This window comes from Halanaerobium sehlinense (assembly GCF_055379485.1).
Window position 1 is genome coordinate 260052 of the sequence record NZ_AP042442.1, and the last position, 17993, is coordinate 278044.

The following is a 17993-nucleotide window of genomic DNA, read 5'->3' on the forward strand; positions in this document are numbered from 1 at the left end:
TAAGGAGCTGCCCCGACAACCGGGAGTTTATCTGATGAAAGATGAAACAGGTATGATAATTTATGTTGGTAAGGCTAAATCACTGCGCAGCAGAGTTAGATCATATTTTCGTAAAAATGATCAGACCTATAAGACTAGAATGCTGGTTAAATATATAGATGATTTTGACTATATAATGACAGATACAGAAGTGGAAGCTTATATTTTAGAGGCCAACTTGATCAAAAAACATCAGCCTAAATTTAATATACGCCTGAAAGATGATAAGACATATCCTTATATAAAAGTTACTAAAAATGTGGATTTTCCACGAGTGTTTAAAACCAGGATTGTAAAAAATGATGGGGCAGAATATTTTGGCCCTTTTGCTGATGTCGATGCAATATATAAAACTCTGGATGTAATTAAGGATATCTTTAAACTGAGAAGCTGCAAGAAAGAATTAAAAGCTGATGAGCCAGAGGATCGGCCCTGTTTGAATTATCATATAGATAAGTGTTTGGGCCCCTGTATTGGCGCAGTTAGCAGAGAAGATTATCACGAGTTGATTGATCAGGTCTGTCTGTTTTTATCAGGTCGTCAAACTGAATTAAGGCAGCAGGTAGAGGAAAAGATGCAAGAAGCGGCAGCTGAAAGGAATTTTGAAAAGGCCGCTCGTTTTAGAGACGCACTTGAAGCTTTTAAAAAATTAAGTGAAAGTCAGAAGGTAATGACTGATAAAAATATTGATCAGGATGTAGCTGCTTTGGTTCAGGGAGAAGAAGATAATGCCTGTGCTCAACTGCTCCTGGTGAGAAATGGTCGTTTGATTGGACAGGAGTATTTCATTCTTCAGGGAACTGAGGAAGAAAGCAAGGAAGAAACAATGGCTTCTTTTTTACAGCAGTATTATGAACAGGCAGCTGGAATCCCGGATGAGCTGCTTTTAAATACAAAAATTAATTATCAGGAACTTTTGGCTGAAAGATTAGCAAATATTAAAGGAAAAAAAGTAAGTATTCAATATCCTCAAAAAGGGGATAAGAAAAAGATGCTGGAGATGGCTGAGCGAAATGCTGAACAGAACTTAAAGAAAGAAGATATCCGCAGTAAATATGAAAAACAGCGAACTTCAGGAGCGGTTGAAAAGCTGGGAGAAATATTAGGAATGGAAAATGATCCTTATCATATTGAAGGTTTTGACATTTCCAATATTCAGGGAACTGACTCAGTTGCTTCAATGGTAGTTTTTAAAAATGGTCGGCCCTCCAAACAGGATTACCGCCGCTTTAAAATTAAAACTGTCGAAGGTCCTGATGATTTTTCCAGTATGAAGGAAGTAGTTGAACGCCGTTATGCCAGATTGTTGCGTGAAGACAGGGAACTGCCGGATTTGATACTGATTGATGGTGGTAAAGGGCAGCTTAATGCAGCTTATGAAATTTTAGAACTTCTGGGAATTGAAGATCTGCCGATAATTGGCCTGGCAAAAAAAGAAGAGGAAATTTTCAAGCCGGGAGAAAGTGATCCGATTACTCTGCCGCATCATACTCCTACCCTGCAGCTGCTGCAGCGGGTTAGAGATGAGGCACACCGCTTTGCTGTTAGTTATCATCGTAAACTTAGGTCACGGCGTCTAACTCATTCGATGCTGGATGAAATCCCTGGAGTTGGTGAAACAAGGCGAAATGCCCTGCTTCAGCATTTTGGTTCACTTGCTAAAATCAGAGAGGCAAAGATCTGGCAGCTCAAGCAAGTTGATGGTATCAGCGGTAAAACAGCACGAAAAATATATGATTACCTGCGAGAAAATATGAGGGCTTACTAAAAAAAATTAAATTTCTTGAAGGATTTTTTTTACCAGTGTTGAACGTGTAATATAGAGCATCTGATATATCACAGAATAAATAGGAAGTGTTATTATGGTTATTAATAAGAAGAGTCTGACAGATCAGGTTTATACAATGATTAAAGAACAAATTTTAAATCGGGAAGTAGAACTAGGTGAACAGCTTAATACGAGACAGATTGCTGAAGAGCATGGTATTTCTTTAATGCCGGTCCGTGATGCTTTGAGGAGATTGGCTAATGAAGATCTAGTTGAAAACAAACCTAGAGTTGGTTTTTTTGTTAAAAACTTTTCTGAAGCAGAGGTCAATAATATTTTAGAAGTTCGTAAAATGCACGAACTCTATTGTTTAGATAATTATTTTGGGCAGATTGATAAGGCAAAGATTGCTGAACTGAAAGACAAATTTCAAAATGGTAATCAGGAATATTTCAGCAGCTATGATACTCAGTTACATAAAGAGATAATATTTGCTTCGGATAATGATTATTTAATTGATAGTTATTTAAAGATGATCAATCACTATACAATGCTTTTTAGTTATTTAAATTATAAGCGTTCTGAAAAATCAAGACAGGAACACATAGATATTATTGATTGTATTCTTGGAGGAACTAAAGAAAAGGCATATAAAATTTTATTTAGGCACTTAGATAGGGTACAAATTGCTGAAGATGCAGAAATTAAAAAGAGAGCTTAATTGAAAATAGTTGGTTTCTAGTACCACCAGATTATACTAGCAAACCTTTTTCATTAGGTTCTATCACTGAAGAATTATATTTTAAATTAAATGATAAGATAAAAATGTTGACAATCCTGTAACAGGATTATGGGTTTTTGAAAAATAAAAAAAGGATTTTTGAAAATTAAAGCGAATATTTTATAATAGGATTTAATATAAAACATTGTTTTGCTATTCGAAACAGGAATTAAATAATAGTTTCTATTATTTAATATATAAAGGGTTAAGCATATAAGTTAATAATCCCTTAATCAAAATATTTTGGAGGTGGTATTTTAATTTCGGTTGTTTGTTTAATAAAATTTTAATTAATAATCAGGAGGGAAATTATGTTAAAAAATAAAATTTCAATCGTTTTAATTACTTTATTAATGATCTCTGTATTTTCTGTAGGTGCTATGGCTGTAGAGGAATTGAAAATTGTTGCCGCACATAACCAGACTTCTCCAGAAAATCCTTATCAGGTAGGTTTGCTTGCTTTTAAAGACAAAGCTGCAGAGCTTTCTGATGGCGCAATTAATGTAGAAGTACATGCTGGTACATTAGGTACAAGTGAAGCAGAACTAGTTGAAAAACTTAAACTTGGTGCTGCAGATGTTGTATTAGTTTCACCTGGATTTATGAGCAGAACTGGAATTAATGAGATTCAGTTATTTGCATTTCCATACTTGTTTGACAGCTATGATCACTGGGAAAGAGTAGTAGATGGTGAAGTTGGAGATCAAATGGCAGAGCTTGTTAATGAGAAATCAAATAATGATTTCAAATTAATCGGTTACTGGACTGCTGGTGTAAGACACTATTACGGTAAAAAGCCTATCTATGAAATCGAAGATCTTGATGGTGTAAGTATCAGAACACAGACTTCTGGTGTTGTTGCAGACTACTGGAGCAGTTTAGGTGCAGTTCCTACATCTGTAGCATGGGGAGAATTATATCAGGCACTTCAGCAGAATGTTGTAGATGCAGCTGAAAATGCATATCCTTATTATGTACAGCAAAATCATCACAAGACTGCAAATGGTAAATATACTTCAGAAACCGGACATGATTATACTACAAGATTCTTATTAATCAATGGTCGTAAGTTCGAGAGCTTCTCTGATGAGCAGCAGGAAATTTTAATGGAAGCTGCAAAAGCAAGTGTAGAAGCTGAAAGAGCATCATTATATGCTCAGGAAGATGAATATAAACAAATATTACTTGATGATGGTGGAGAAGTAAATGAATTGGATAGAGAGCCATTTATTGAAGCAGCTGTACCTTACCAGAACGAAGCAGCTGAAGAATATGGTGTAACAGAATTATTAGAGCAGATTAGAGAACTTAAGTAAAAAATCAATCACTCCTAACAGGTGTCTTCCTGTTAGGAGTATTTTTTCAATAAGTAGTTAATTTATTGGAACTAAATAATTTGATGTATATAAAATTTTTATTATGGATAAAAAGAGGTGAAACAATGATTAAGAAAGCTGCTAGAATAATGGAAAAAATCCAGGTTACATTTGGTGTGATTTTCTTATCGCTATTTTTTCTAGTTATTGTAATTCAAATGTTTGCTAGATATACTGGTATTTCTTTAATTTGGACAGAAGAAGCTGCTAACTATTCTTTTATTTGGTCAGTGTTTATGGGTGCATCGGTTATGATACATAGAGAAGGACATTTCCGGTTTACTATGTTTTTTAATAAATTAACTGGAAAAGCTAAATCTATTTTAATTATATTTATTAATACAATTTTATTAATTTTTAGTTTTGCTTTAATTTATTATGGGGTTATTGCAACCCAGAATTTCTGGAATTATAATTGGTTTTCTATTCAAAGCTTTAAAATGGGATATATGTTTATTTCAATTCCAATTATGGGGGTCAGTATGACAGTTTACATGATTGATCATATATATGATGCTTATAAAGAAATGAAGAGGTGTGAATAATGTTAGGATTTGGACTAGTTGCTTTATTTTTATTTTTAATGTTTATTGGTGTTCCTATAGCTTTTGTGATTGGAATTATAGCATTTTTAGGGATTTCAGCTGCCCCATATATTCCTGAAGTTACAGTAGTTATGAAAATGTTTAATGGTTTAAACTCGTTTGTTCTTTTAGCTGTACCACTATTTATTTTAGCTGCAAATTTAATGAACAGTGGTGAAATTTCTAAGAAATTAATTAATTTTTCAATTGCTCTTGTTGGTCACATTAGAGGTGGTCTGGCCCATGCAAATGTTTTAGTATCTATGATTTTTGCTGGGATATCAGGTGCTTCACAGGCCGATACTGCAGGAATAGGTAAGGTATTAATTCCAAATATGATAGATACAGGTTATGACAAGGAAACAGCAGTTGGAGTAACAGCCGCTTCTTCAACTATTGGTGTTATTATTCCACCAAGTATTCCGATGATTATTTATGCTGGTTTAACAAATACATCTGTTAGTGAACTGTTTATTGCAGGTATTGTTCCTGGAGTTTTAAGTGGTTTGGGAATGATGATAGTTATTTACATATTATCATTAAAGCGTGGCTATCCAAAATATGAAAGAACAAATTTAAAAAAGATTTTTCGTTTAGCTAAAGAAGCATTTCCGGCTCTTATGACACCAATAATAATCATTGGAGGAGTTATCACAGGTTGGTATACAGCAACTGAAGCTGCAGCTTTTGCTTCTTTATATACTTTTGTAATAGGTATGTTTTATTATAAAACTATTAAATTAACAGATTTACCAGGAATATTAGAAGATACTTTAACTTTAAGTTCTCTTTCTTTATTTGCCTTATCTACTGCAAGTGCTTTAGGTGAATTAATGGGATATTACCAGGTATCTACTATTGTACAAGAATTTTTTACTGCTCATATAGAATCAACTTCTGTATTCATGGTCATTATTATACTATTTTTCTTATTTGTAGGTACATTTATGGATGCTATACCAGCTATGATTTTATTTATACCAGTAATTTTACCTTTAGCCTTGAATCTGGGTATAAGTCCTGTTCTATTAGGTATGGTTGTAATTGTAACACTAGCCATTGGTTTAGTAACTCCGCCATATGGACTCTGTCTTTTAATTGCAGCTAGGATCGGCGATATGTCAATTGAACGTTCTTTTGGAGCAGTGCTGATGTTTATTGCTGTTGTTTTAGCTGTTTTAATATTTATGGCATTTTTCCCGGATATCGCTTTTTATATTCCCAAATTATTTGCTCCATCACTTGGGATTTAACTGATCCAGTATTAAATCAAAAATTTTAGGAGGATTAATGATGTCAAAAAGAGTAGCCATAACCTCAGAATATTTCGGTAAATTTTCTGATGAAGCTTTTAAAATTTTGGAAGATAACGAATTTGAGGTAATAGAAAATAAGTATGACAAGTTTTTAGATAAAGAAGAAGAAATAGTTTCCTTAAGCAAAGATGCTAATGCTGTCATTTGTGATTTAGAAGAGATATCTAAAAATGTTATTGATCAGTCACCAAATTTAGAAATAATTGCTCGGAGAGGTGTTGGGACTGATTCAGTTGCAGTTGATTATGCAGAAGAAAGAGGAATAAAGGTTGCCAGAACCTTAGGTGTTGTGGAAAAACCTGTAGCAGAACTTGTAATGTCATTTATTTTGAATATTTCCAGAAAAATTATTCCTTTAAATAATGATATGCATCAGGGTAAATGGAATAAGATACTTGGAAACAGTTTAGAAGGTAAAACTCTAGGTATTATTGGCATGGGTAATATTGGTGAAGAAATAACTAGGAAGGCTAAAACTTTTGATTTAAACATTGTCTATTATGATGTTGAAAGAAAGTTGAAAGCTGAAGATAGATTTGGAATAAAATACCTCAGTTTGGATGAATTATATCAAAAAGCTGATATAATAACTCTGCATGTTCCTTTAAATAAACATACAGAAAACTTAATTGATTATGAGGCGCTGAAAAAAATGAAAGACACAGCAATTCTTATTAACACTGCCCGAGGGGCAGTGGTGAATAATCAAGATTTAAAAAAGGCATTAGATAATGATTTAATAGCTTTTGCAGCAGTCGATGTTTTTGATACTGAACCTAAAACTGATTCAGTTCTAGTTGACTGTGATAATGTACTATTAACACCACATGTTGGTACTTTTACTGAAGAAATATTTATTAAAATGGATGTTTTAGCTGCTCAAAATGTAGTTGATTTTTTTAATAATTAATACTAAGGGGAGATATTTAATGCTCCCCCTTAAAATTAATTTATCTGAATATACTTACCATTGTATTCGGATTAGAAAATAAATTTAAAAAATCACAATAATTTTGCAGGATTTTTTTTGTCAGTGGCGAATATGTAATATAGAGCATCTGATATATCACAGGAATGAAATAGGAAGTGTTATTATGGTTATTAACAAAAAAAGTTTAACAGATCAGGTTTATACAATGCTTAAAGAACAAATTTTAAATCGAGAAGTAGAATTAGGAGAACAGCTTAATACCAGGCAGATTGCTGAAGAACATGATATTTCTTTGATGCCGGTGCGTGATGCTTTGAGAAGGTTAGCAAATGAAGATTTGGTGGAAAACAAACCGAGAGTTGGTTTTTTTGTTAAAAACTTTTCCGAAGCAGAAGTTAATGATATTTTAGAAGTACGAAAAATGCACGAACTATACTGTCTCGAAAATTATTTTGAGCAAATAAATAAGAATAGAGTTTTAAGACTAAAGGATAAATTTATTAAAAGTCATCATAAACATTTTAGTGTTTTTGATAGTCAGCTGCATAAAGAAATTGTTTTTGCTTCACACAATAATTATTTAATTGATAGTTATTTAAAAATGATTAATCATTTTACTATGCTTTTTAGTTATCTAAATGATCAGCGTTCTGAAACTTCAAGAGAGGAACACATTGATTTAATTGATTCAATTATAGCAGATAATAAAGAAAAAGCATATAAAATTTTATTTAGACATCTTGATCGAGTGGAGATTGCAGAAGATGCAAAAATTAAAAAAAGAATTTAAATTTAGAAATTAATTTGCAATACTTTAAATAATGTTATAATATTAAAAATAGAAAGAAAATTAACAACAAAAAATATCTAGTATAAAAATTTTTAGTTCATCTGATATATCACATATTATATATTCAATATCAGGATATATTATCAGTAAGTGATTTTTAAATTATTCGTCAGGGGTTGATTATTTTGAAAATAAATAATTTAGAATTATTTCAAGTACCACCTCGCTGGCTTTTTCTTAAAATTTCAACAGATGTAGGAATTGTTGGTTGGGGTGAGCCAGTTGTTGAAGGAAAATCTGCTACAGTAAAAGCTGCAGTAGAAGAGATGAAAGATTATATAATTGGAAAAAATCCTTTAGAGATAGAAGATATTTGGCAGACATTATATCGTGGATCTTTTTATCGCGGTGGTCCGATTTTAATGAGTGCTATCGCGGGAATTGATCAAGCTCTATGGGATATAAAGGGTAAATATCTTGAACAGCCCGTTTATGAACTTCTTGGCGGTAAGGTTAGAGATAAAGTTAGAGTTTATTCCTGGATTGGTGGAGATCGTCCTGATAATGTGGCTCAGGCAGCAAGGGAAAAAAAAGATGCCGGTTTTACTGCAGTAAAAATGAACGGTACAGAAGAATTGCATTACATAGATAGTTATAAAAAAGTAGATCAGGCGGTTGCTAGAGTAGCAGCAATAAGAGATCGGCTTGGTCCAGATTTTGGAATAGCAGTAGATTTTCATGGTCGGGTTCATAAGGGGATGGCTCGGATATTATTTAAAGAGCTTGAGCCTTTTCGCTTAATGTTTATAGAAGAGCCAGTTCTTTCAGAAAATATTGAAGCATTAACTACTATCGATACTTTTGGTATTCCAATTGCCCTAGGTGAGAGATTATTTAGTCGTTGGGATTATAAAAAAGTTTTTGAACTAAATAAAGTGGATATTATTCAACCAGATTTATCACATGCAGGTGGAATTTCAGAAGTTAAGAAAATAGCAGCAATGGCTGAGGCCTACGATATTGCAGTAGCTCCTCATTCCCCGCTAGGACCAATTAATCTAGCTGCAAGTTTACAAATTGATGCTGTAACTCCAAATGTATTTATCCAAGAACAAAGTTTGGGGATTCATTATAATCAAGGAAATGATCTTTTAGATTATTTAGTTAAGAAAGAAGTTTTTAAATACAAAGGTGGTTATGCTCAAATTCCAAATGCACCAGGACTTGGAATTGAAATTGATGAAGAGTTAGTTCGAACTAAAGCCAAAGAATCACATGACTGGAAAAATCCTATTTGGCGTAATGAAGATGGTACAATTGCTGAATGGTAAATAATATTTTAAATAAAGGTCTTCAAAGTTTATATGAGGGGTGAATAAAATGGGAAAAATAGAAAGAGAAATAATCAGTCAAAAACAATATTTGCAAACTAAAGAAATAGACAAATATTTAGAAAAATTGGCTGAATTAATTATTCAAAATGAAAAAGAAAACATTTTATTAATTCCACCAGATTATACAAGAAAATCATCAGCTTTAGGGGTAATTACCGAAAAACTTTATTTTTTCTTAGAAAAAAAGATTGACAATATAGATATTTTACCAGCTTCTGGAACTCATGATCCAATGGATGCTGAATCTTTAAAGTCAATGTTTGGTGATATTCCAACTACTAATTTTTTAGAACATAACTGGAGAACTGAAACTATTAAAGTTGGAGAGATTCCTGCAATAAAAATGAAAGAGTTTTCAGATGGAGAGTTAACTGAAGCTTTACCTTTAGAAGTTAACAAACATCTATTTTCTGCTAAATATGATTTAATTATTTCTTTAGGTCAGGTAATACCACATGAGGTTGTTGGTATGGCTAATTACACTAAAAATATTGTTGTTGGCTGTGGTGGAGATCAAATAATTAATAGATCTCATTTCTTAGGTGCTCTTTCTGGTATGGAAAAAATAATGGGAAAAGATCACTCACCTGTTAGAAAGCTTTATGATTACTGTCAAAAGGAATTTTTAGACGAATTGCCACTACTTTATTTAATGACAGTTAATTCGGCTGTTAGTGATAAGAAGACCGGTCTGACAGAAATTAAAGGAATTTTTACTGGTAGCAGCAGAAAAACATTTGAAAAAGCAGTTGCTTTAAGTCAGCAGGAAAATATTATAAAACTTAAAAAAGCACCTAAAAAGATTGTTGTTTATCTAAAAAAGGATAAGTTTAAAAGCACATGGATTGGGGCAAAGGCCATTTATAGAACTAGGATGGCAGTTGCTGATGATGGTGAGTTAATAATTATAGCGCCGGGACTTTATAAATTTGGAGAAGATCAACTTATAGATAAATTAATTAGAAAATATGGCTATTGTGGTACTGAAAAAACACTAGAAAGTCTGCATAACAATCAGGATTTACGTCAAAATTTATCTGCAGCGGCTCATTTGATTCACGGCTCATCTGAAGGTAGATTTAAAATTTCACTTGCTTCTCCAAAATTAAGTCGGCAAGAAATAGAAGCTGTAAATTTTAATTATTTAGATTACCAAGAAATAACTGATAAATACAAACTGGATAGCTTAGAAGATGGTTTTAATACTGTTGATGGAGAAGAGATCTTTTATATCAATAATCCTGCTACAGGATTGTGGGTATATCAAGATAAATAAGAAAATTAGGAGCAAGTTTATAATTCTATAAGCCCTTTAAATCTTAAATTAGTGGAGGTGGTAATAAGAAATAAAATGGATTATCATAAGTTTCAATATTATTTCTAGTTGTAGAGTCTTAATATTTAATTACTTAGATTATAAAAATTATTATTAAAAAATTATTAGGGGGAAATTATCTTGAGAAAAAAATTAATGATTAACTTATCACTTGCTCTTTTATTGCTTTTAACTTTTTCAGTAACTTCACTGGCGGCCGAATACACAATTAATGCGGGTATTGGGTTGAATGATAAATCAGCTCAGTATATGTCTTTAGAATACTTCAAAAAATTAGTAGAAGAAAGAAGTAATGGCGAAATTGAAGTTAATCTTTATCATTCCAGCCAGCTTGGTGATGATAGAGAAATGATGGAAGCCCTACAAATGGGTACACAGCAGATGACTTGTCCATCTACTGCACCTATTGCTCCATTTGTAAATGGATTTAAAGTATTTGACCTTCCTTTCTTATTCCCAACTCACGAAGCAGCGGATTATGTACTTGATGGTCCAGTTGGACAGAATCTACTAAAGCAGCTTGAAGATGAAGGTCTTGTAGGTTTAGCTTATTGGGAAAATGGATATCGTCAGTTGACAAATAGTAGAAGAGCAGTTGAATCTCCAGAGGATGTTGAAGGTTTAAAAGTTAGAACAATGGAAAATCCTATGCATTTAGCTGCCTGGGAAGAAATGGGAGCTAATCCTACACCTATGGCATTTGGAGAATTATTCTCCGCTATGCAGCAGGGTGTTGTTGATGGTCAGGAAAATCCTTGGGGTACAATTTATCTTCAGAACTTCTTTGAAGTTCAGGATTACACAACAGATACAGGCCATGTATACTCACCATTTGTACTTATGATGTCTAAACAGTTCTATGATAAATTACCTACTGATTTACAGCAGGTTGTTAAAGTAGCAGCAATTGAAGCAAAGCATCATAACAGAAAGACTAATAGAGCTATGAATGCTGAATACTTAAATAAATTAAAAGATGTTATGGAAGTTACTATTTTAACTCCAGAGCAAAAAGCTGAATTCCAGGAAGCAGTTCAGCCTGTATATAACCAATTCAAAGATGAGATTGGTGCAGATCTAGTTGAATCTGTACAGCAGCAGGTTGAAGAATTTCAAGCTCAGCAATAACTATTAAACTAATAAGAGGGAGATAATCTCCCTCTTATTTCTAAATTTTTAATTACAATTAATTTTGATTATAATTTAATATCAAAAGAAAATAGGGCTTATTTTGAGATTTAAAAGGGGTGATAAGTATGGAAAACAATAAAATTTTTAATACTTTTTTTAGCATTTATAAATTTATTCTTATTATTTTAACACTTTCAATGTTTATAATTGTAGGAACAAATGTTTTTAGTCGTTTTGTTTTAAATAATTCACTTGGTTGGGCAGATGAACTATCAAGGTTTGTTTTTATTTGGATTTCATTTTTAGGAGCGGTAATGGCATATGGTAGTGATGATCATGTAGGCCTAAATTTTGTTATCGCTAAAATACCATCTGCGAAAGTTCAGAACATAATTAGTATTATTTCAGATCTTTTAATAATGGCAGTATTAGCTATCATAACATATTATGGATATATTGTAGCAACTTCAGCAACAAATGTGTCTCCTGCTCTTTATATACCAATGACTTTAGTCTATTCTATTGTACCACTTAGTGGTTTTATTATGATGCTGATCAATTTAGCAAAAATAAAAAAACATGTGCAATTGTATATAAAAGGAGAAAAAGAAAAGTTTGATATTTTAGATGAAAGTGGGGGTGTAGAATAATGCTTTGGTTATTTTTAGGAACTTTGTTTATATTTGTCTTAACAGGAATCCCGGTTGTTTTTGCACTGGGTTTATCAAATATTGCTTTAATGAATGCTATGGATTTGCAATTTATGGTTTTACCGTCTAAAATGATATCTGGTATGAATAGTTTTCCGCTTTTAGCTATTCCTTTTTTCATGTTTGTAGGAGAGGTTATGAATCATGGAGGAATTGCTAAAAGATTGGTAAACTTTGCTGATGCGATTGTTGGACATATCACCGGTGGTCTGGGTCATGTAAATATTTTAGCGAGTATGTTTTTTGGTGGGATTTCTGGCTCAGCAATTGCTGATACAGCAGCAATTGGTGGATTGCTAATTCCACCGATGATTGAGCAGGATTATCCGGCTGATTATTCAGCGGCAATAACTGCATCATCTGCAGTTATTGGAATTATAATTCCACCAAGTATTCCTTTTATACTTTATGGTATTATTACTAATACCTCGATTGCTCAGCTTTTTATGGCAGGGATTATACCTGGTATATTAGTGGGATTGTCTTTAATGGCTACAACCTATTTCACTACTAAAAAACATGGTTATGGACATATTGTTGAGGCAGAACAGGTACAAAAATTTACTATTTCTCGATTATGGGAGACTTTTAAAGAAGCAGCTCTTGCTTTAACTATTCCTTTTTTAGTTGTTGGAGGTATTTTAGGAGGAGTCTTTACAGCAACAGAAGCTGGTGCTGTAGCAGCATTTGTATCTTTGATTTTAGCTCTAATTGTGTATAAAGAAGTGACTGTTAAAGATCTACCAGGGATTTTATTGGCAACAGCTAAAACAACAGCAATAGTTCTTTTCTTGTGTGGAATGGCAATGGTAACTGCTTGGCTATTAACTGTAGCCAGAGTGCCTTTTGAATTAGCCGAACTTTTAACATCTTTAACTGATTCTACTATTGGAATTTTGTTAATAACTAATATATTATTATTTTTAGTTGGTTTTGTAATGGATTTAACCCCAGCAATGTTAATTTTAGCACCCATTTTATTACCTGTAATGCGTCAGGTAGGAATTGATCCAGTATATTTTGGTGTAATCATGTCAATTAACTTAGGTATCGGCTTAATCACACCTCCTGTCGGAACAGTTTTATATGTAGCAACTGGAGTGGCAGATATTACATTAGAAGATCTGGTTAAATCTATTTTACCATTTTTATTTACACTACTTGCAGTTTTAGCATTATTAATTGCTTTTCCACAAATTGTAATGTTTATACCAAATTTAATGAGATAATGTTGATTAAATAAATAAAGTTGGCTTTATTTAAAGTAAATTATTAAAGCCGATGAGGAGATGATTTAGTTGCTTAGAAGTCAGGAAATACGGAAGCAAGGAGCAGAAATTGATGCTTTGAGAATGGGGATGGACTGGACTGCAGATGATTTAGATAAGATGCAGATTGTAATAGCCAATACATACGGTAATGGTCATCCAGGAAGTTTTCACTTAGATAAATATGTAAGTGCACTAAAAAATGAACTTAAAGAAATTGATGTAATGGGAAGTCGAATGACAACTTCAGACATTTGTGATGGTATTGCTCAGGGTCATGATGGAATGAATTATTCGTTAGTATCCAGAGAGATGATTGCAAATATGGTTGAAATTCAGGCAATGGCTGCACCTTATGATGGGATTGCTTTATTTTCTAGTTGTGATAAATCTGTGCCAGCACATTTAATGTCTATTTTACGCCTTAACTTACCTGCTGTCCATATTCCAGGTGGTTCAATGGCACCTGGGCCAGATGGTTTAACTTTAGAAATGGTCGGAACTTATTCTGCAGATCTCAAGAGAGGTGAAATTACTGAAGAAGAATTTAAAGAATATCAGTATTCTGCTTGTCCAAGCTGTGGAGCCTGTCAGTTTATGGGTACAGCTTCAACAATGCAGCTGATGGCTGAGGCACTTGGTTTAGCACTTCCAGGAGCTGCTTTAATTCCTTCTACAAGCCCGGCTCTAGAGGTAATGACCAAAGAAGCTGGTCATTATTTAGTAGATCTAGTCAAAAAAGGAATCAAACCATCTGATATAGTTACTCGCAAATCATTTGAAAATGCAATAATGATTCATGCTGCTATTGGTGGTTCAACAAATGCACTGCTTCATATACCAGCAATTGCTCATGAATTTGGTTTTGAGATTGAACTAGATGAGTTTGATCAGATCCACCGAGAAATACCTTTTATTGCAAATGTTAAAACAAGTGGTCAGTATCCAACTCATTACTTCTGGTATGCAGGTGGTTTGCCAGCTGTAATGAAAGAATTGAAAGATTATTTACATTTAGATCAGATGACAGTTACAGGAAAAACACTAGCAGAAAATTTAGAAGAACTTGATAAATTTAGCTACTTAGATTATATGCAGTCTGAAGCACCTAAAAACCTGCCTAATGATGTGATTTATCCAGCTTTGGCTCCGATTAATGATGAAGGTTCTTTAGCTGTACTTAAAGGTAATCTGGCGCCAATGGGAGCAGTAGTTAAACATTCAGCAGTTGACCCTAAAATGCATCAATTTAAGGGTAGAATTAAAGCTTATGACACAGAAGAAGAAGCTTTAGATGCTGTATTATCAGGTGATATAGTTTCGGGTGATGCAGTAATCATTCGTTATGAAGGACCAAAAGGCAGTGGAATGCCAGAAATGTTTTACACCAGTGAAGCAATAGCTTCAGATGAAGTATTAAATACTTCTACGGCTTTAATAACAGATGGAAGATATTCTGGTGCAACTCGTGGGCCAGCTATCGGTCATGTTTCACCAGAAGCTGTTGATGGTGGTCCAATTGCTTTAGTTGAAGATGGAGACTTAATAGAAATTGATATTCCTGCTCGAAAACTAAACATTATTGGCCTAAAGGGAGAAGAAAAATCTGCTGCAGAAATTGATAAGGTTTTAGCAGCACGTAAAAAGAATTGGGTAAAGCCAGATTTTAAATTTAACAGAGGGACTTTAGGACTTTATGTTCGTCATGCAGTTCCTGCTGCTAAAGGAGCTTATATTGGGATGGATTAGTATCAATGGTATATTTAATAATTTGAAAATAAAAAGTTAGTAATAAATGAATATTTAACTTAAAAAATAAATTATTCTATTTGATAGAGGTGAAAATAATGACTAAAGAAACCCGTCTAGATCCTCAGACAGCGTATCTTCAGGCTGCACCTGCTCAGTATATTAATGAGAAGGATATTTTAAAAAAGGCTGGAGCTTACGTTAGTGAGTGGGGGAAAAGAGTTCTAATTAGTGGTGGTGTAAGAGCTTTAAATGCAGCAGAAAAAGACTTAATCAATTCTTTGGATGAATATGATATCTATTGGGAGAAGCATATTTTTGCAGGTGAAGTTTCTCAGTCCAATATCGAGATTATTAAAGAAAAGGCAAAAAAAATGAACGCAGATTTAATTATTGGAGTTGGTGGTGGAAAGGCAATTGATACTGCAAAAGCGGCTGCTGAAGATATGAGACTTCCAGTTGCTGCTGTTCCTACTATTGCAGCTACCTGTGCTGCTGGATCAGCTTTTGCTGTTGTTTATACAGAAGATGGACAGTTTGAAAGAGACTATTTTATGACTCAAAATCCACGTCTGGTAATGGTAGATCCTCAAATCATTGCAGAAGCTCCTGCTAAATATTTAAAATCAGGGATTTTAGATTCTCTAGCTAAATGGTATGAAGGTAAGGCTGTAGAAAGTGGAATTGATAATCCCAGTTTAGAAACTGTAGTAGCTATGAACTTAGCTGAGATCTTATATAATAAAATGAGAGAAGAAGCAATTATAGCTGTTGAACAGTGTGAAAAAAATGAGCTAGGTGAAGAACTAAAAGAAGTTATTGATTTAAACATTTATCTAACTACTGTTATACAGAGTTTAGGCCAAAACACTTCTCGAGGTGCTGCCGCCCACGGAATTCATAATGGGATGACTTCAATTGAGGAATCACATGAACTTTTACATGGATTAAAAGTGGGATATGGGATTGTTGTCCAGCTCTTTTTAGAGGAAAAGCCAGAAGAATATATAGATGATGTAATCAAATTTTTCAATGAATTAGGTTTAAAACCATCATTTAAGGGCTTAGGGCTTCCTTTTTCAGAAAAAAATTTAAAGAAGACAGCTTCGAACTCTGTGAATGATACAGTTATGTTAAAAATGCCGATTAAAGTAACAGAAGAAATGATCATTGAAGCTATGAACAAGGTTGAGTCAAAAGTAAATTAAATTTTTGAAACTAATCCCTCCAATTATTAAATAAAGCCAGTTTAGAAGTTGAGAAAATTTTCTTCTTCTAAGTTGGCTTTTGTTTTATTAAGAGTAATTTTTTTAAATTTTATAACATATAAACAATTTTCAAAATAATCTTTTAATTTCTCGCAAATATGATATAATATTATTGAATCAAGTTTTCTTCTTAAAATATATCTTAATAAATATAATTTTCAAGTCAAGAGAAATTATGGAGGTGATAGTTTAATTCATTTTGATAAAATTATTAAACATTTGTTGAAGTCTGAATAAAAAAATAAGGAGGACAAAGAAATGTTATTTAAGAAAAGTATGTTGTTAAGTGTATTATTAATGGTGGCTTTGCTTTTTGTCTCAAGTTTTTCAGCGATGGCTCAGGATGGAGAAGTTGAAATTTTCAGTTGGTGGACCGGTGGTGGAGAAGAAGAAGGTCTAAATGCTTTAATTGAACTGTTTAATGAAGATTATCCTGATGTTGAGGTCATTAATGCTACAGTTGCTGGTGGTGCTGGTTCTAATGCTAAAGCTGTACTTAAAACCAGAATGGTTGGAGGAAATCCTCCAGATTCATTCCAGGTTCATGGTGGTGCAGAATTAGTTAATACTTATGTTGAAACAGGAATGATGGAACCAATTACTGGTTTGCTGGAAGAATGGGGAGTTAAAGACAAGTTTAATCAGCAGATTTTAGAAATGTCTTCTTATGAAGGCGAATATTATTCTATTCCGGTTAATGTTCACCGCTCAAATATTATGTTTTATAACAATGCAGTACTTGAAGAAAATAATGTTGAACCTCCAACAGACTTAGCAAGCTTTAAAGATGCTTTAGCTAAACTGGATGAAGCTGGTGTTGTTCCACTTGCTTTAGGTGATACCAATAAGTGGCCTGCCGGTCAGGTTTTTGAATCACTATTAGTATCTACTTTAGGCCCTAATGGATATAACGGACTCTGGAATGGTGAAACATCTGCTGATGATCCAGCAATTAGAGAAGCACTTGTTCACTTTAAAGACATTATGCAGTATGTAAATGAAGACCACTCTGCTCTTACCTGGCAGGATGCTACTCAGTTAGTACATGAAGGAGAAGCAGGCTTTAATATTATGGGTGACTGGGCTGAAGGATACCTCAAAACATTAGGCTGGACACCTGGGGAAGAATTTGGCTGGACTCCAGTTCCAGGTTCAGAAGGAACCTTTATAGTTGTAACTGATACCTTTGGTTTACCAAAAGGTGCTCCAAACCCAGAAAATGCTAAGAAATGGTTGAAGACAATTGCTTCTAAAGAAGGACAGGATACATTCAACCCAATCAAAGGTTCTATTCCTGCTCGTTTAGATGCTGATAAGAGCAAATATGATCCTTATCTAACAAGTGCAATGGAAGACTTTGCAAGTGATACATTGTCACCTTCTATCGTTCACGGATCTGCAGCTCCCGAAGGATTTATCACAGCAATGAATGATACAATAAATGCCTTTATCACAACTGGTAATGTAGATCAGGCATTTGAAAGCTTCCAGGAAAATCATGAGGAGTATGTAAAATAAATTATAATTAGATTTGACAGTTAGAAAAGATACA

The 17993-nt window shown here is 33.3% G+C and carries 15 protein-coding genes; all 15 read left to right on the forward strand.

Annotation, left to right across the window (positions count from 1 at the left end):
* Nucleotides 1-34 precede the first annotated feature (34 nt).
* Nucleotides 35-1807: an excinuclease ABC subunit UvrC gene (uvrC, locus tag ACZ446_RS01205; protein ID WP_464393349.1), complete on the forward strand. Its 1773-nt coding sequence runs from the start codon at nucleotides 35-37 to the stop codon at nucleotides 1805-1807.
* Nucleotides 1808-1901: 94 nt separating this feature from the next.
* Nucleotides 1902-2528 (forward strand): GntR family transcriptional regulator, encoded by a 627-nt coding sequence (locus tag ACZ446_RS01210; RefSeq protein ID WP_464393350.1) that lies wholly within the window; start codon nucleotides 1902-1904, stop codon nucleotides 2526-2528.
* A gap of 371 nt (nucleotides 2529-2899) precedes the next feature.
* On the forward strand, nucleotides 2900-3904 hold the full coding sequence (locus ACZ446_RS01215; RefSeq protein WP_464393351.1) for a TRAP transporter substrate-binding protein: 1005 nt from the start codon (nucleotides 2900-2902) through the stop codon (nucleotides 3902-3904).
* A gap of 125 nt (nucleotides 3905-4029) precedes the next feature.
* On the forward strand, nucleotides 4030-4509 hold the full coding sequence (locus tag ACZ446_RS01220) for a TRAP transporter small permease (RefSeq protein ID WP_464393352.1): 480 nt from the start codon (nucleotides 4030-4032) through the stop codon (nucleotides 4507-4509).
* Nucleotides 4509-5801, forward strand: coding sequence for a TRAP transporter large permease (locus ACZ446_RS01225; RefSeq protein ID WP_464393353.1), 1293 nt, complete (start codon nucleotides 4509-4511; stop codon nucleotides 5799-5801). Before ACZ446_RS01220 ends, ACZ446_RS01225 begins: the two co-directional genes overlap by 1 nt.
* Before the next feature lie 40 nt (nucleotides 5802-5841).
* Nucleotides 5842-6774 carry a phosphoglycerate dehydrogenase gene (locus ACZ446_RS01230; RefSeq protein ID WP_464393354.1) on the forward strand — a complete coding sequence of 311 codons (933 nt, stop codon included), beginning with the start codon at nucleotides 5842-5844 and terminating at the stop codon, nucleotides 6772-6774.
* Nucleotides 6775-6958: 184 nt separating this feature from the next.
* Nucleotides 6959-7585 (forward strand): GntR family transcriptional regulator, encoded by a 627-nt coding sequence (locus ACZ446_RS01235; protein ID WP_464393355.1) that lies wholly within the window; start codon nucleotides 6959-6961, stop codon nucleotides 7583-7585.
* A gap of 185 nt (nucleotides 7586-7770) precedes the next feature.
* The gene (dgoD, locus tag ACZ446_RS01240; RefSeq protein WP_464393356.1) at nucleotides 7771-8916 is read left to right on the forward strand and encodes a galactonate dehydratase; all 1146 of its coding nucleotides are present in this window, start codon (nucleotides 7771-7773) and stop codon (nucleotides 8914-8916) included.
* A 49-nt stretch (nucleotides 8917-8965) separates the two neighbouring features.
* The gene (locus ACZ446_RS01245) at nucleotides 8966-10255 is read left to right on the forward strand and encodes a nickel-dependent putative hexonate epimerase (protein ID WP_464393357.1); all 1290 of its coding nucleotides are present in this window, start codon (nucleotides 8966-8968) and stop codon (nucleotides 10253-10255) included.
* A 180-nt stretch (nucleotides 10256-10435) separates the two neighbouring features.
* A complete protein-coding gene (locus tag ACZ446_RS01250) occupies nucleotides 10436-11443 on the forward strand; it encodes a TRAP transporter substrate-binding protein (protein ID WP_464393358.1) in 1008 nt (335 codons plus the stop codon).
* Between the two features lie 128 nt (nucleotides 11444-11571).
* Nucleotides 11572-12096, forward strand: coding sequence for a TRAP transporter small permease (locus ACZ446_RS01255; protein ID WP_464393359.1), 525 nt, complete (start codon nucleotides 11572-11574; stop codon nucleotides 12094-12096).
* Nucleotides 12096-13385, forward strand: a complete 1290-nt coding sequence (locus tag ACZ446_RS01260; protein ID WP_464393360.1) for a TRAP transporter large permease — start codon at nucleotides 12096-12098, stop codon at nucleotides 13383-13385. The genes ACZ446_RS01255 and ACZ446_RS01260 overlap by 1 nt, the downstream gene beginning before the upstream one ends.
* Before the next feature lie 69 nt (nucleotides 13386-13454).
* A complete protein-coding gene (gene ilvD, locus ACZ446_RS01265) occupies nucleotides 13455-15173 on the forward strand; it encodes a dihydroxy-acid dehydratase (protein ID WP_464393361.1) in 1719 nt (572 codons plus the stop codon).
* 98 nt (nucleotides 15174-15271) lie between these two features.
* Entirely contained in the window at nucleotides 15272-16381 is a 1110-nt protein-coding gene (locus tag ACZ446_RS01270) for an iron-containing alcohol dehydrogenase family protein (RefSeq protein WP_464393362.1), read from the forward strand.
* Nucleotides 16382-16699: 318 nt separating this feature from the next.
* On the forward strand, nucleotides 16700-17959 hold the full coding sequence (locus tag ACZ446_RS01275; protein ID WP_464393363.1) for an ABC transporter substrate-binding protein: 1260 nt from the start codon (nucleotides 16700-16702) through the stop codon (nucleotides 17957-17959).
* The last annotated feature ends 34 nt before the right edge of the window (nucleotides 17960-17993 follow it).